At 69.7% G+C, this 13,901-nt stretch carries 9 protein-coding genes; 4 read left to right on the top strand and 5 right to left on the bottom strand.

Going from position 1 to position 13,901, the window contains the following annotated elements; translation table 11 throughout:
* Nucleotides 1–62: 62 nt before the first annotated feature.
* Both ACYVG2_RS02190 and nudC read right to left on the bottom strand, forming a co-directional pair.
* On the bottom strand, nt 63–1,784 hold the full coding sequence (locus ACYVG2_RS02190; protein ID WP_460779474.1) for an ATP-dependent helicase: 1,722 nt from the start codon (nt 1,782–1,784) through the stop codon (nt 63–65).
* A 28-nt stretch (nt 1,785–1,812) separates the two neighbouring features.
* Complete coding sequence (gene nudC, locus ACYVG2_RS02185; RefSeq protein WP_460779473.1) at nt 1,813–2,724, bottom strand: NAD(+) diphosphatase; 912 nt, start codon at nt 2,722–2,724, stop codon at nt 1,813–1,815.
* A gap of 65 nt (nt 2,725–2,789) precedes the next feature.
* Between nudC and ACYVG2_RS02180 the strand changes: the two genes are divergently transcribed.
* Nucleotides 2,790–4,115 carry a phosphotransferase gene (locus ACYVG2_RS02180; protein WP_460779471.1) on the top strand — a complete coding sequence of 442 codons (1,326 nt, stop codon included), beginning with the start codon at nt 2,790–2,792 and terminating at the stop codon, nt 4,113–4,115.
* Here the strand turns inward: ACYVG2_RS02180 and ACYVG2_RS02175 are convergent.
* Entirely contained in the window at nt 4,061–7,501 is a 3,441-nt protein-coding gene (locus ACYVG2_RS02175) for a UvrD-helicase domain-containing protein (RefSeq protein WP_460779470.1), read from the bottom strand. The genes ACYVG2_RS02180 and ACYVG2_RS02175 overlap by 55 nt on opposite strands.
* Nucleotides 7,498–10,755: an ATP-dependent helicase gene (locus ACYVG2_RS02170; RefSeq protein WP_460779468.1), complete on the bottom strand. Its 3,258-nt coding sequence runs from the start codon at nt 10,753–10,755 to the stop codon at nt 7,498–7,500. The genes ACYVG2_RS02175 and ACYVG2_RS02170 overlap by 4 nt, the downstream gene beginning before the upstream one ends.
* A 162-nt stretch (nt 10,756–10,917) precedes the next feature.
* Here ACYVG2_RS02170 and ACYVG2_RS02165 point away from each other — a divergent pair, with 162 nt between their 5' ends.
* Nucleotides 10,918–11,142: a DUF3107 domain-containing protein gene (locus ACYVG2_RS02165; protein ID WP_448964999.1), complete on the top strand. Its 225-nt coding sequence runs from the start codon at nt 10,918–10,920 to the stop codon at nt 11,140–11,142.
* 5 nt (nt 11,143–11,147) lie between these two features.
* Nucleotides 11,148–11,435, top strand: coding sequence for a hypothetical protein (locus tag ACYVG2_RS02160; protein WP_460779467.1), 288 nt, complete (start codon nt 11,148–11,150; stop codon nt 11,433–11,435).
* 24 nt (nt 11,436–11,459) lie between these two features.
* Here the strand turns inward: ACYVG2_RS02160 and ACYVG2_RS02155 are convergent, their stop codons facing one another.
* Nucleotides 11,460–12,170 carry a ferritin-like fold-containing protein gene (locus ACYVG2_RS02155; RefSeq protein ID WP_448965001.1) on the bottom strand — a complete coding sequence of 237 codons (711 nt, stop codon included), beginning with the start codon at nt 12,168–12,170 and terminating at the stop codon, nt 11,460–11,462.
* A 187-nt stretch (nt 12,171–12,357) separates the two neighbouring features.
* On the opposite strand from ACYVG2_RS02155, the gene ACYVG2_RS02150 reads away from it, so the two are divergent.
* Nucleotides 12,358–13,872 carry a DEAD/DEAH box helicase gene (locus ACYVG2_RS02150; RefSeq protein ID WP_460779466.1) on the top strand — a complete coding sequence of 505 codons (1,515 nt, stop codon included), beginning with the start codon at nt 12,358–12,360 and terminating at the stop codon, nt 13,870–13,872.
* Nucleotides 13,873–13,901: the final 29 nt, after the last annotated feature.

Here is a 13,901-nt window from a genome sequence, read left to right as displayed (position 1 = left end):
GGCTCTCGCGGCACGCATCCTCGCCGATCCTGGCAGGGCGAACGTCGTCAAATCGGTCAGGATCAGCCCCGACGGCCGCCGCGTGTGGCGTTCGGTGAGATTTCACGCAGAATGCCGGTGCCGCGAGCAGTCGTTCCGATCTCCTGAAGGAACCGAGACGGCTGCCGCTCCCCTCGACCGGCCGCGTGAGACCACGACAGCGACAGAGTCCGAGCGGCGCGCGTGATGCCGACGTAGGCGAGGCGGCGTTCCTCATCGATCGCGTCGAACCCGGTCGCGTACGAGATGGGCAGCGCGCCTTCCGTCCACCCCGCGAGATGCACATGGGGCCACTCCAGCCCCTTGGCGGCATGCAGGGTCGACAGCGTCACTGTCTCGATCGTCGGCTCGTGCTGGTCTTTCGCCCTCGCCATCAGCGCTTCGCTGAAGGAACGGAGCGTGGTTCCGCTCGGCGCTTCCTCGGCAAGACGCAGAATGGCGCGCCGCGCCTCCCATCCGTCGCGCTGGGCTCCGCCTGCGGCGGGCGGCTCGTCGCTGAGACCGAGCTCGCGCAGCACCTTCTGCACGTTCGAGAGGAACCCGCGCTCGGTCGGCGCGACGGACGCTCCGCGCAGGGCGAGCACCGCCTGGCGCACCTCCGGCATGTCGAAGAACCGCTTGCCGCCGAGCACGCGCGACGCGATTCCCGCCTCGCCGAGAGCCTGCTGGATCACGCCGGACTGCGAATGCGCCCGGTACAGCACGGCGATCTCGGACGGCGAGGCGCCGGCCGCGATCCGTGCGGCGATCGACGCGGCGATGCCGGCCGCCTCGTCCGTCTCGGTGGCGTAGGCGGTGACGGTCGGCGGCTCAGCGGTGAGCGATTCGCGGGCGGAGACGAGTTCGAGTGCACCGGCGCGGCCGTTCATCAGCGCGTTCGCGGCCGCGAGGATGGGCGGCTGGGATCGATAGTTGGTCTCCAACCGCACGACCGTGGCATCGGGATAACGACGTCCGAATTCGAGCAGGTACTTCTGATCGGCGCCGGCGAACGAGTAGATCGTCTGGCTGGCATCTCCGACCACGCAGATGTCGCGCCGATCCCCGAGCCACAGCTCCAGCAGCCGGTTCTGAAGCGGCGAGACATCCTGGTACTCATCGACCGTGAAATGCCGGTACTGCTCGTGCACGGATGCCGCGACCCTGGGCTCCGCCTCCAGCATCCCCGCGCACGCGAGCAGCACGTCCTCGAAGTCGAGCTGGCGACGTTCGTCCTTGAGCACCTCGTACCCCTGTTGCAACGCGGCGAGCTGCTCCGTGCTGATCCGCCCGACCGTGCGGCCGAGCGCGGCATGCTGCTCGATCGAGAGCATCGAGACCTTGCGCCATTCGATCTCGCTGGCGACGTCTCGCAGCGTCGCGGTGTCTGGCCGCAGCCGCAACTGCTCAGCGGCCTGCCCGAGAACGCGCACCTTGTTGTCGATGATGCTGGGCGCTGGCGATCCGGCGAGGGTCGGCCAGAAGAAGTTCAGTTGTGCGAGGGCGGCGGCGTGGAAGGTGCGTGCCACGACGCCCTCGATGCCCAGGCTGCGCAGTCGCCCCCGAAGCTCGCCCGCGGCCTTCGCCGTGAAGGTGACGGCCATGACACGGCTCGGCGAGTACGCGCCCGTGTCGACGCCGTGCGCGATGCGGTGAGTGATGACCCGGGTCTTGCCCGTGCCCGCACCGGCGAGCACGGCGACAGGGCCCCGCAGCACGGATGCCGCTTCCCGCTGTCGTTCGTCGAGGGCGTCGAGCGCGCTCACTTCGCCTCTGCGTCTCGGCTCGCCGCGTTCACTCGGCGCTCCGATCACTGTCTGCGCCGGGCACCCGGTCCTCGTACCAGCCCTGGATGAGAGCGCGTGCGATGGATGCCGGTCCGGGAAGGCCCACCGGACCGTCTCCGTTCAGCGCGCTGCCGATCTCGTCGCGCGTGAACCAGCGGACGTCGATGATCTCCTCGCCGTCGGGTCGGGCACGGCGCTCGTTCGAGGCGGTGGCACGGAAACCGACCATGAGCGAGCGCGGGTACGGCCACGGTTGCGAGCCGATGTAGCGCACGGAGTCCAAGCGTACTCCTGCCTCCTCCTCGATCTCGCGGTGCACCGTCAGCTCCAGTGATTCGCCCGCTTCGACGAACCCGGCGAAGCACGAGTACATCCGGCCGTGCCAGTTCGCGTTCGCGCCGAGCAGTAGCTTCTCGCCGTCATCGCTCTCGACCGCCACGATCACGGCGGGATCGGTGCGAGGGAAGATGTCGTGCTGGCAGGTGAGGCATCTGCGGGACCATCCGCCCTGCCGGAGTTCGGTGTCGGATCCGCACCTCGCGCAGAAGCGCGCGTCGCTGAGCCACCCGGCCAGGGCGATCGACTCGACGAGCAGTTCGGTGCTCTCCGGGTCGAGCAGTCCGCCGGCATCGCGCAACCCGAGCCAGGTCTCGGCCGGTGCCGCATCGATGGATTCGGCGGAGACGGCCTCGACGGCCAGAAGGAGCGGGCCGGTGTCGCTGTGCCTGCCCAGCAGCGCCCATTCGGCGTCGGCGACCTCGTCGGGGTTGACCGTGACCAGCGTGCCGTCGTCGATGCGGACACGGCCGTCGCGCACGACGATCACGCGGACGTCTCCCGATGCGCGCAGCGCCTCGACGATCCCCGGCTCATCGCGCAGATGCGCGGCACGGTCGAACAAGGCACGGCGGACAGTCATCGACTCCCTCTCTCGCAGGCGTGGCGTAGGCGCAACCGCACCCGAGCGGACCTAACCTGGGGGGCATGGCACGGTCTCCCTTTACTCTAGCGGCGGCGGTCACAGCCGCACTGTCCGGGGCGGAGGTCGTCGGCGCTCGAACCCTGACGGCCGACGGCGACGGTCGGTTCGATTCCGCAGTCGTGACTCTCGCCGACGGGCGCGAGCTCGCGATCCGCGTCGGCGACGACGACGAGACGGCCAGGGAGCTCGCTGCCGAATCGCTCGCGCTGCGCGCCCTGACCGCCGGTGCGCGCGCCATGCTTCCTTTCCGAGCGCCCGAGTACATCGGCGAGACGCGTCTCTCCGACGGCCGCGCACTCGTGACCGAGCTGCTGCCGGGTTTCCAGATCGAGGCCGCACATGTTCCCGCTGGTCGAGGCGCCGCGGAGTCGATGGGCGCCTCGATCGCCGCCGTGCACGCGCTGCCCGCGTCGGTCGTGCGCAGCGCAGGACTGCCCGCGCGCACCGCGGAGGAGGCACGGGAAGAGATCCGTCAACTCGTCGATCGCGCCGCGGGCACCGGAAAGGTGCCTGCGCGGCTCACCGTGCGCTGGCGCGAGGCCGTGGACGACGATGAGCTGTGGCGCTTCGAAGCGGCCGTGACGCTGGGCGGGGTGCAGGCGACGTCGTTCCTGTTCGATGACGACCCGGTGAAGGGCCCCGAGGTCATCGGCATCGTCCACTGGCACGGCCTCTCCCTCGGCGATCCCGCCGTGGACCTGGCCTGGCTCTCCTCCGCCACGCACGCCGCCGGGGACGTGCACGCGGCGTACGCACAGGCCTCGGATCGCACACCGGACGGCGCATTGGCGCTGCGCGCCCGTCTGCTCGCAGAGCTCGAGTTCGCCCGCTGGCTGGTGCACGGCGATGCGATGCACCGCACCGACATCATGGACGATGCGGCGGCGCTGCTCGAGGCGCTCGCCGAGGGGCTGCGGGAGCGCGACCTCTCGGTCATCGCTCATCGCAGCGAAGGCGTCGACTCCGCGTTGGATGCGCTGGATCGGGTGCCAGAGACCGCAGCGACCGGAATCAGCACCGCGATGGAGACCGACGCCTACAACCCTCAGGATCTGCTTCCCGGCGAGGACGCCCCCGAGGCCGCCGGTTCGGATGCACCGGAGGGCGACGCGACCGCAGATCTCACGGAGATCGCGAAATCGGATCTGCTGCCGCGAGAAGACGCCCCCTCGCGCGCGAACGCCTCGCCCGAGAACCAGTCGAGTGAGCACGCCTCGCGTGAGAAGGTCTCGAGTGAGAACGCCTCGAGCGACGCCGACCCCGCTGACGAGGCTCAACGCGCGGCACGCGCCGCACTCCAGCGCTGGACCAACTCCTCCTCCGAATAGACCCGGTCGCCGCGGATGACGAGATCGTCGGCGACGTAGTACAGCGCGACGTCGATGTCCTCGAGGGGCACGGCGAAGCGGCGGTGGTAGGCGAGCCGATACAGCGCGAGCTGCAGCATCCGCTCCTCGCGCTCCGCGGCATTGCGCGGCGCCTTGCCGGTCTTCCAGTCGACGATCTCTATGCGTCCGCCGCGATCCTCGCGGCGGTACACGGCGTCCAGCTTGCAGATGACGATGTGTCCCTCGCCGGGGCCTGCGGTGGCGCCCAGGGCGAAGTCGATCTCGATCTCGACCGCGATGGGCTGACGTGCGGCCCATTCGCTCCTCTCGAAGATCTCGCGCAGTCGTTCCAGATCGATCTCATCCGCCGCCGACACGCCCCACGTGTCCGGCTGCTCGTCGTCGGTGTCCCACAGCGCGTTCTCGGGGCGCTCTCCCGCGCCGACCAGGCCCGAGCGGTGTTCGACCCAGGCGTGGAAGAGCGTGCCAAGGCGCGTCTGCCGATACGGTCGCTCCGGCATGGGCCTGCTCAGTGCGCGCACGGTGCCGTCGAAGTCCGTCACGTAGTCCTTGAACCGCGACGCGGGAACGCGCGTCGGCGGGTCGGCGCGCATGCCTCGCTGACGCTCGGCACGCTCCGCGAGCAGTCGTTCGAGCTGCCTTGTCGGCGCCGGGTCGCCCTCGACGGTGCGCACGAGCGCGGCGGCGGATTCGACCACCGCGCGTCGGCCGCCCAACGGGTCGAGCGGCCACACGCTGGTCTTCCCCTCGCCCTCGTACGGATTCTCGGTGTCATCGGCGGCCTCGATCGGATCGAGCCCGTGCACATCGATGGCCTCGCGCAGGTACGGGCTCGCCTCGCGGGGGCTCTTCTGCGCCGCCCAGTGTGCTCCGGTCAGGAGCAGATCGGTACGCGCGCGCGTCACCGCGACATATGCGAGCCGACGCTCCTCCTGCTGCTGGTAGTCGCGGTAGGCGTCCTTGAACACCGTGAGCGCGCCGGGAGAGGCCTTGCTCTTGCTCGTCAGCGAAGCCACACCGGCCTTGATCCGCTTGTCCGGCTCTCGAGCGGCATCCGCGGGCAGTTCCCAGTCGAAGCGCGGCAGAGCGGCGCTGTCACCGCGCAGCGCGAACGGCAGCACGCCGAAACCGAACCAGCCCGAGGTGTCCGTGGGTCGGGAGGGGAGCTCGCCCTCCACGAGTCGCACCACCGCGACGGCATCCCACTCGAGCCCTTTGGAGCCGTGGATCGTGAGCAGCTGCACCACTCCGGGCTCTGGCGGCTCGGGCCGGGGCATCAGCTCATCGGTGCTCTCCGCCTTGTCGAGCCAGGCGAGCAACGACCCGATCGAGCCGCGGTCGTCGGCGGACAGGAACGCGCGCACCTCATCGGCGAACGCGCGCAGCTGCGTCGCGGCGACGCGCGCAGGACCGCGGGTCTCGTTGGCGGCGAGTTCGATGTCGAGGCGGAGCTCCACCTCGATCAGACGGATCAGCTCGGGGATCGGCTGACCTGACGCCCGCCGCAGTCGCTCGAGCATCTCTCCTGCGGCGCGTATCCGCATGCGGCCCTCCGGTGTGATCCGCTCGAGGAGCCGGTAGTCGTCGCGCAGCCCGCGCACGACGTCGACCGCGTCAACGATCGACACCGCCTCGTCGGCACCGCGTGAGGAGCGGATGCGATCGCGCAGCTCATCGGGAAGGGGCAGCAGTCCGCTGTCGCGCTTCGACAGCTCGGAGGCGAGATCGTACAGGGCGCCCATGTCGGCGAGGCCCACGCCGAATCGAGGACCCACGAGAAGCCGGATGAGTGCGGAGCCCGCGTTCGGATCGTGGATGACCCGCAGCGTGCTCACGACATCCACGACCTCGGGAGTCGTGAGCAGACCGCCGAGCCCGAGGATGCGGTGCGGTATGCCTCGCGCCGCGAGCGCCTCGGCGAAGGTCTGCATATGCCGCTTGGACCGGAACAGGATCGCGCCGGTATGGGGTGTCGCAGAGGCGCCGTCGCGCTCCGCGTGCACGGTGCGCCGCTCGGAGAACCACTCGGCGACCTCCGCGGCCTCCTCATGCACCGTGAGCGGGTACCGGATGCTGACAGCACCGGCCCCCGCGCCAGGCCGCGGTTCGAGCGGGGGGACGTCGAGACCGGGACGCCGAAGCGGCTCGAGCACCCGGTTCGCCACATCCAGGATGGCGCTGTCGTTGCGCCAGCTCGTCATGAGACTGAAGGTCTGAGCCGGGTGATCGCGGGCGAACGTGCGCGCGAAGGCGTAGAGGTTGTCGGCACTCGCACCGCGCCAGCCGTAGATCGACTGGTGCGGATCGCCCACCGCCATGACGGCGGAGTCCCGGAACACCTCGGCGAGGAACTGCGTCTGGATCACCGACGTGTCCTGGTACTCGTCCAGCAGAACGACCCTGTGCTGCTCCCGCAGATCCGCACGTACTTCGGGAGAGGCTTCGACGATGTCGTATGCACCGCTCACCTGATCGGCGAAGTCGAGCACTCCCCTGCGCTGCTTTTCGGCGATGTACGCCCGCACGAGCGCGTTCAACGTCGGCAGCGCGAGGAGGTTGTCGGCGGCCTTGGCGATGTCCGCGTTGGTGCGATACGGCTCGAACGCCGCCGCGTGCTCGAGAGCGATCCGCTCTGCGAGAGCCAGATCGGCCCGGTGATCGAGCGCATCGCCGGCGAGTCGCTGCACCGCGTCCACAACGGTGCCGACGGCGTATTCGATGCCTTCGAGCTCGGGCAGATCGGCACGAAGGACGACCTCGCGCGCCAGCATCCAGGATGCCGCCTGGCTCAGCATCGCGACGTCGGGATCGCGCCCGATCCGCGCGGCGTGCTCGCGAACGATCGAGTCAGCGAACGCGTTGTACGTCGATACACGAGGGCGGATCATCAGGTCGTCTGCCGTACGGGGCGATGACGGATCCCACCCGGTCTCGAACCGCTCGGCGAGCTCACCGAGCACCTGTGTGCGCACCAGCATCCGCTGGGCACCGGGCGACGCGCGATCGACGCGTTCCAGCATGCCCGACGCCACGATCTCGGGTACGTGCGGCAGCAGCCCTCGCTGCCCGTACTCGTCGATCACGGCGAGGCGGGCGGCGATGCGCTCCGCCAGCTCGCCGGCGGCCTTGCGGGTGAAGGTGAGTCCGAGGATCTCGTCCCGGCGCACATGTCCGTTCGCGACGAGCCAGACGACGCGGCCCGACATGGTCTCGGTCTTGCCGCTTCCGGCGCCTGCGATCACGAGCGCGGGGGTCGGCGGCGCTTCGATGACGCGCTGCTGCGCCACCGTGGGCGGGGGCTGTCCCAGTGCGGCGGCCACATCGAGTGCCGAGAGCCCCGGCCCGTCTTCATTCCACGCCGTCATGCGCTGACCGCCGGCACGGTGTGGATGCGGCAGGGATGCACGCGCCACTGCACATCGGCGCAGTGCGCTTCGACGTGAGCGGTGAAGCTGGCCCCCGACATCCCCCTGGCTGCCGAGGCGAGCCTGTCGAGGAATCGCGTGCGCGCCTCCCCCTCGAGCGTGTGCTGGTGGGCGACACGGTACTGACTGCCGGACAGCGTGTTCGCGACCAGCAGGAGGCGGGCGCCTGCGAGTGCGCCCGGTTCGGCGCCCTCGATCAGGCCTTGCTGCACCGCGACCTGGTATGCGGCGAGTTGCGCATGATCCTCGCACTTGGCGTCGGTCGTCGGCTCGTTCTTGCCGGTCTTCAGATCCACGACGACGACCCGTTCTCCGTTCAGTCCCTCTGCCATGTCGGTCCAGCCTCGGCCCCGGGCAGGAGCATGCTCGCCGCCGCCGCGCGGGTATGCCTCCACACGATCTATGAAGCCGTGCACCACGGCCCTGTGCGGTCCGTCGGCGTCGTCGCCCACATGCACGCCCGGCACGGGCTGCTCATGGTCCGCGCTCGCGACCTCACGGGCGGCGACGTCCACCGCGAAGCGGAACTCCACCTCACTGGCGAGCACACGGCCACGATCGCTCTTCACCTCACCGAGGTACGCATGCAGGCGCTCGATGTAGAGATCGGCGCGGCGACGTTCCTTGCGCCCGATCCATTCGGTCTCGAAATCCAACTCCGGCCAGTGCTCGGCCACGACCGCGCGCAGCTTCTCGAGGTCGCCGTCCGGGACCGTCTCCATCGCCTCGTGGATGATCGTGCCCATACCTGCGGAGGGCGGGAGCACCGTATCGCCACCGAGCGCCGAGATCGCCCAGTTCAACTCGCATTCCTCGAACGACTCCATCTTCGACGGTGAGACCCGCGCAGCCCCGACCGACAGGTCGTGCAACGGCGCCGACGTCGACGGGCCGGCGATCCCGTACCACTCCCGCGGGTCGGCGCCTGGCACGCCCTCGCGCGCCAGGAGGGACAGCTGCCCCGCCGCGGCGGCGCGGGCGTCACGATCGACGGCGCTCGTCAGCGTGCGCCGGTGGCGTGCGACGAGACCGCGCAGGGTGAGCGGATGCTCTGCGGCGGGGTGCGCGGATGCCGGTGGAGGCTCAGGAAGGAACCCGAAGAACGGGCTGGGTCCTGTCGCATCGTCGTCCACGGCTGTCACGACGATCCAGGAACGTGCGCGCGACAGCGCTCTCACGAACAGCCGCAGCTCGTCATGCAGTGCATCTCGCCGTCTGTCGAGCACACCGGGAGCCGGCTCGGATTCCCCCGTGCGCGCGGCGATGACGGCGTCGGCGAGGCGCCACGTCTCCAGCAGCCCCCCTCGCAGCCGCACGTTGGGCCACACACCGTCCTGCACACCGGCGACGATGACGGCGTCGAACTGCGTGCCAAGGGCCGTCGCCGGTGTCAGCAGCGTCACCAGGCCCGGCCGATCGGGGGTGGACAGCGTGTCCTCCGGCACCTCGCTGTCGAGGATGTCGCGCACGAAGATGTCAGGACGCTCGTTCGGCGAGCGTTCGACGAAGCGCTTCGCGGCGTCGAAGAGCGCGACGAGCGCGTCCAGCGCCCTGGCCGTCTCACCGCCACCCGGCTGTTCCGACACAGCACGCCAGTAATGCTGCAGCTTCGATCCATCGAGCGCGCGCGCCTCATCCCAGATGCGCCAGAGCAGCTCGTGGATCGTCTGCCCCGCGGCGGCCGCCGAGGCCGTCGCGGCGAGGGTCGTCGCGAAACGGGCGGCGACTCTGGCCTCGGGAGCATCGATGAACGTGAAGTGCGCAGGGAAGGCCATCGCCTGCCGCAGCAGTTCCGAAGCAGGGGTCGATCCCCCGTCAGCGAGCTCGACGTGGCGCAGGCGCGCGCGCAGGCGACGGAGGCCGACGGCATCCATCCCGCCGAACGGCGAGCGCAGCGCGTCGACGAGCATCTCGGTCTCCCGCTCTTCGACGGGGGTGAGTGCGAGACGCACGATACCGACGATGTCGCGCACGACGCCCTCGCTGCCGAGCGGTCGCTGCACCCCGGCGGCCCTGGTCGGCACCTCGCGCGCGGCGAGTTCGCTCTCCAGCGCCGCGACCTGCCTGGTGTCGTGGGCGATCACAGCCATCTCGCTCCAGGCGATGCCGTGCGTGAGGTGCCAATCGCGAAGAGTGCCGGCGATCCGATCGGCTTCTTCGTAAGGCGAAGGGGCGAGGAAGGCCTGCACCGGTGGGTCGACGGATGCCCCCTCGACCGGCGGCCCTGGTGCTCGACGGTGCTCGACGCGACCGGCCACGCCGATCGCCTGGGTGACCGTGCGCGTGAGATCGGTGAGTGCGGGCTTCTGACGGTGCGGCGTGTCCAGCACGAAGACCCGCTCGAGAATCCCCGACAGCTCGTGGAACAACTGAGGGCTCGCGCCGCGGAACGCGCCCGACGAGATGTCGGGGTCGCCGAACGCGAGGACGGCGATACCTCTGGCGCGCAGTGCGCGCACCATCGTGATGCCGCCCCTGGTGATCTCCTGGGCATCATCGATCAGGACGACGCGCAGTGGTGCGAGGGGGCCGAGCACCGTAGCGTCCGCCTCCCGGAGGATCGCCGCCGCCTCGCTCAGCAGATCCGCGGCGTCGCGATATGCCGTGCGCATGCCGGCGAGGACGGCGTGGTACTCGTCGATGAAGGCGCCCACCGCCCGCCAGACCGGCCGCTCCGACGCCTGAAGCTCATGCGGCTGCACGCCCAGTTCCGTGCATTCCGCGAGGAAGGCGCGCAATTCCGATCGGAACCCCTTCGAGGCGCGCACGCCGGCGTTCAAAGAGTCCGGCCAGCGCGACGGGCGACCGGCGGCCTCATCCTCGACGTCGCCGGCGAGCAGATCGGCGATGATGCGGTCCTGATCGGCACCGGTGAGCAGTGCGGGGGGCTCGGCACCGGCGTGGACCATGGCCCCGCGGACGAGCTGGAACGCGAACGAACCCAGCGAACGAGCCAACGGCCCCGGCGTGGCCTGTCCGATGCGCACGCCGATCCGGTCGCGCAGCACCGTCGCAGCCTGACGACTGGGTGTCAACGCCAGCACTTCCTCTGGAACGAGTCCATGCTCACCGAGCAGCGCGGCGACCCGGTCGATCAGGGCCTGCGTCTTGCCCGTGCCCGGGGCGCCGATGATCACTCCTGATGCCTCGACGGCCGCGTCCACGACGGCGCGCTGCCCGGCATCCTCTGTCATGTCATCCACGCTAGCGGCAGCTCCGGACACCGCAGGACCCCACCGCCGCTCGCTCTGGCGCACTGCATGTGCGCCCAGGGCGAAACCGGCCGTCAACCCCGATCCGGGTGCACGACACCGGGGTAGAGTTGGGCGCAGTCCCCGAATCTTCAAGGAGCACGCGTGGAAATCCGCATCGGCATCATCAACACCGGCCGCGAACTGAACTTCGAGACCTCCACCAGCGCAGACGATGTCCGCGCCCAGGTGTCCGCAGCTCTCGAGCAGAACGTCGCGCAGGTGAGCTTCACCGATGTGAAGGGCAACTCGTACATCGTCCCGACCGCGAACCTCGCCTACATCGAGCTGGGCACCGAGGAGTCGCGCCGCGTCGGTTTCGTCGCCTGACCAAGATGTACATCGTTCTCGCGCTCATCGCCGCGTGCGCACTGGGCATCGCCGTGCACTACCTGCTGCCGCACCGCGCTCTGCGGGGCACCGCGGTCGTCCCGGCGATCGCCGCAGCCGTCGCGGCGATCGTGTACACGCTCATGCAGTGGTCGGGCGTCGGCGAGGACAGCGGCTGGTTGTGGCTGGCGAGCGTCGGCGGGGGCGTCGTGCTCGCCGCTGTCGCCGGCTACGTGCTCACCACGATCCGTCACCGCACGGATGCTGAGAAGAAGGTCGCGCTCGGGATCTGAGTGCCGTCCGCCCGGCGGAGAGCTCTACGCGGCGAGGCCCATCGCGTCCATGCGGCGTGCGTGCGCGCCCATGAGTTCGGTGTACACCGGTTCGACGCGGTCCTCCTCCTCGGCGAGCCGCTCGGGCCGCAGCGCCTGTCGAGCCACGAGCACGGTGTCGCCGACGAGTCGGCGCGCCCACATCGACAGCAGCGATCGCCATTCGCCGTCGGACTCGATGGTGCGCTTGAGGATCTCGACGATCTCGCCGGTGTCATCGTCCTCGCGGAGGATGTCGGCGATGCGCCGCCCCGTCTCGCCGTAACTGGAGGCGAGTGCCAGATAGAAGTCGTCCAGCATCCCGGCAGTGATGTAAACGGCCAGCAGGGTCTCGCGGGGCCGCGCGCCGATCGTCTTGCGGCGGAAGGCGTCGAGGTGCTCGCGGAACGGGAGCATCAACTCGGTCGCGTCCTCGCCCTGCTCGCGGATGACGTCGACGATGCCGCGATGCTTGCTGAGCGCCGCGCCGGCCGCGCGGGTGATCGCCGCCTTCTCTTCGAGTTCGGGCGTCGCTCTGATCAGGCGGGTCAGCGTCTCGAAGTACCCGAGCTGCAGATAGGCCGCCTGGCCGAGGAACCGGTTCAGCTCCGGTGCGAGCTCCGCGAAGTCGACCCGCATGGCTCCGCCGTCGTCGCCGCGAGAGCGCAGGGTCAGAGTACGTCGAGGGGCATCACGCTGCCAGAACCACTTCACCACGGGTTCAGACTACCCGCGCCATCACCGGGAAAACGGGTCTTCCGGTCGTTTCGCTCCACTCGGGTAGTCTGGAAGAAGCCCTGCCGTAGGAGCAGGGCCCCGCGCCTGTGGCAGAAAGAGACGGCGTGGATCCGTAACGTGGCGCTCCCTTCGCTCTCGAAGGTCCGCCGGACAGGCAATAGAACAAGTGACAACATTCGCTGATCTCAATATCGATCAGGACATCATCGACGCGCTCGCAGCCAAGGGCATCGTCGATGCGTTCCCCATCCAGGAGCAGACGATCCCCCTCGGCCTCCCCGGTCAGGACATCATCGGCCAGGCCAAGACGGGTACGGGCAAGACCTTCGGGTTCGGCATTCCGGTCGTGCAGCGTCTCGGCAAGGATCCGGAGCACGGGGTCAAGGCGCTCATCGTCGTCCCGACCCGTGAGCTCGCGGTGCAGGTCTACGAGGACATCGACCTGCTCACCAGCAACCGTTCCACCAGCGTCGTCGCGATCTACGGCGGCAAGGCGTACGAGGGTCAGATCGACCAGCTCAAGGCCGGCGCGCAGATCGTCGTCGGCACGCCCGGGCGCCTGATCGACCTCGCAGGGCAGCGTCTGCTCGACCTGTCCAACGCGACCGAGGTCGTGCTCGACGAGGCCGACAAGATGCTCGACCTCGGCTTCCTCGCCGACATCGAGAAGATCTTCCAGAAGGTCCCCGCCGTCCGGCACACGCAGCTCTTCTCGGCGACCATGCCCGGTCCGATCGTGGCGCTGGCGCGCCGCTTCATGTCGAACCCGATCCACATCCGCGCGAACGACCCCGATGAGGGCCTTACGCAGGCGAACATCAAGCACCTCGTGTACCGGGCGCACTCGCTCGACAAGGACGAGATCATCGCCCGCATCCTGCAGGCCGAAGGCCGCGGCAAGACCGTCATCTTCACGCGCACCAAGCGCGCGGCGCAGCGCCTGGTCGACGAACTCGGCGACCGCGGCTTCAACGTCGGCGGCGTGCACGGCGACATGGGCCAGGAGCAGCGCGAGCGCTCGATGGCCGCGTTCAAGGCCGGCAAGCGCGACGTGCTCGTCGCCACCGACGTCGCCGCTCGAGGCATCGACGTCGACGATGTCACGCACGTGATCAACCACACGATCCCTGACGAGGACAAGACGTACCTGCACCGCGCAGGGCGCACCGGCCGTGCCGGCAAGACGGGCATCGCCGTCACGTTCGTCGACTGGGAGGACCTGCACAAGTGGGCCCTCATCAACCGTGCGCTCGAGTTCGGTCAGCCAGAGCCGGTCGAGACCTACTCATCCAGCCCCCACCTGTTCGAGGATCTCGACATCCCCGAGGGCACCAAGGGGCGCCTGACGACGGCTCCCAAGACCCAGTCCGTGAAGACGCAGCGCGCACCGCGTCCGGAGCGCGCCGTCGACGCCGCTGCAGAGCAGGGTTCGGGCGATGGCACCGCGCGTCGGCGTCGCCGTCGCCGCGGCGGCTCGGGCGACAAGGTGGGCTCGACGTTCGCTGAAGGCACCGCGCCGGGCACGCCGTCAGCCTCGGATGCCGCTCCCGCGGTCGACCGCGACGCTGAAGGCGCCGGTACGCACGACGGCAAGGGCGGTGAGCACCACGACGGCAAGTCCGCTCCGCAGCGCCGCCGCCGCCGTCGCCGTTCGGGCGGTGCCGCGCCGGCCGGCGCGTAACTCTCTTCTCAGTGGGGCGGATGCTGCGG

The organism is Microbacterium shaanxiense, from assembly GCF_054779995.1.
The sequence above is the reverse complement of the archived record's forward strand: the minus strand, read 5'-3'. Positions and strand labels throughout refer to the sequence as shown.

Excerpts from the sequence above, each read along its gene's own strand:
- nudC (WP_460779473.1), bottom strand. The coding sequence starts at position 2,724 with ATGACTGTCCGCCGTGCCTTGTTCGACCGTGCCGCGCATCTGCGCGAT.
- ACYVG2_RS02180 (WP_460779471.1), top strand. The coding sequence starts at position 2,790 with ATGGCACGGTCTCCCTTTACTCTAGCGGCGGCGGTCACAGCCGCACTG.
- ACYVG2_RS02175 (WP_460779470.1), bottom strand. The coding sequence starts at position 7,501 with ATGACGGCGTGGAATGAAGACGGGCCGGGGCTCTCGGCACTCGATGTG.
- ACYVG2_RS02170 (WP_460779468.1), bottom strand. The coding sequence starts at position 10,755 with ATGACAGAGGATGCCGGGCAGCGCGCCGTCGTGGACGCGGCCGTCGAG.
- ACYVG2_RS02160 (WP_460779467.1), top strand. The coding sequence starts at position 11,148 with ATGTACATCGTTCTCGCGCTCATCGCCGCGTGCGCACTGGGCATCGCC.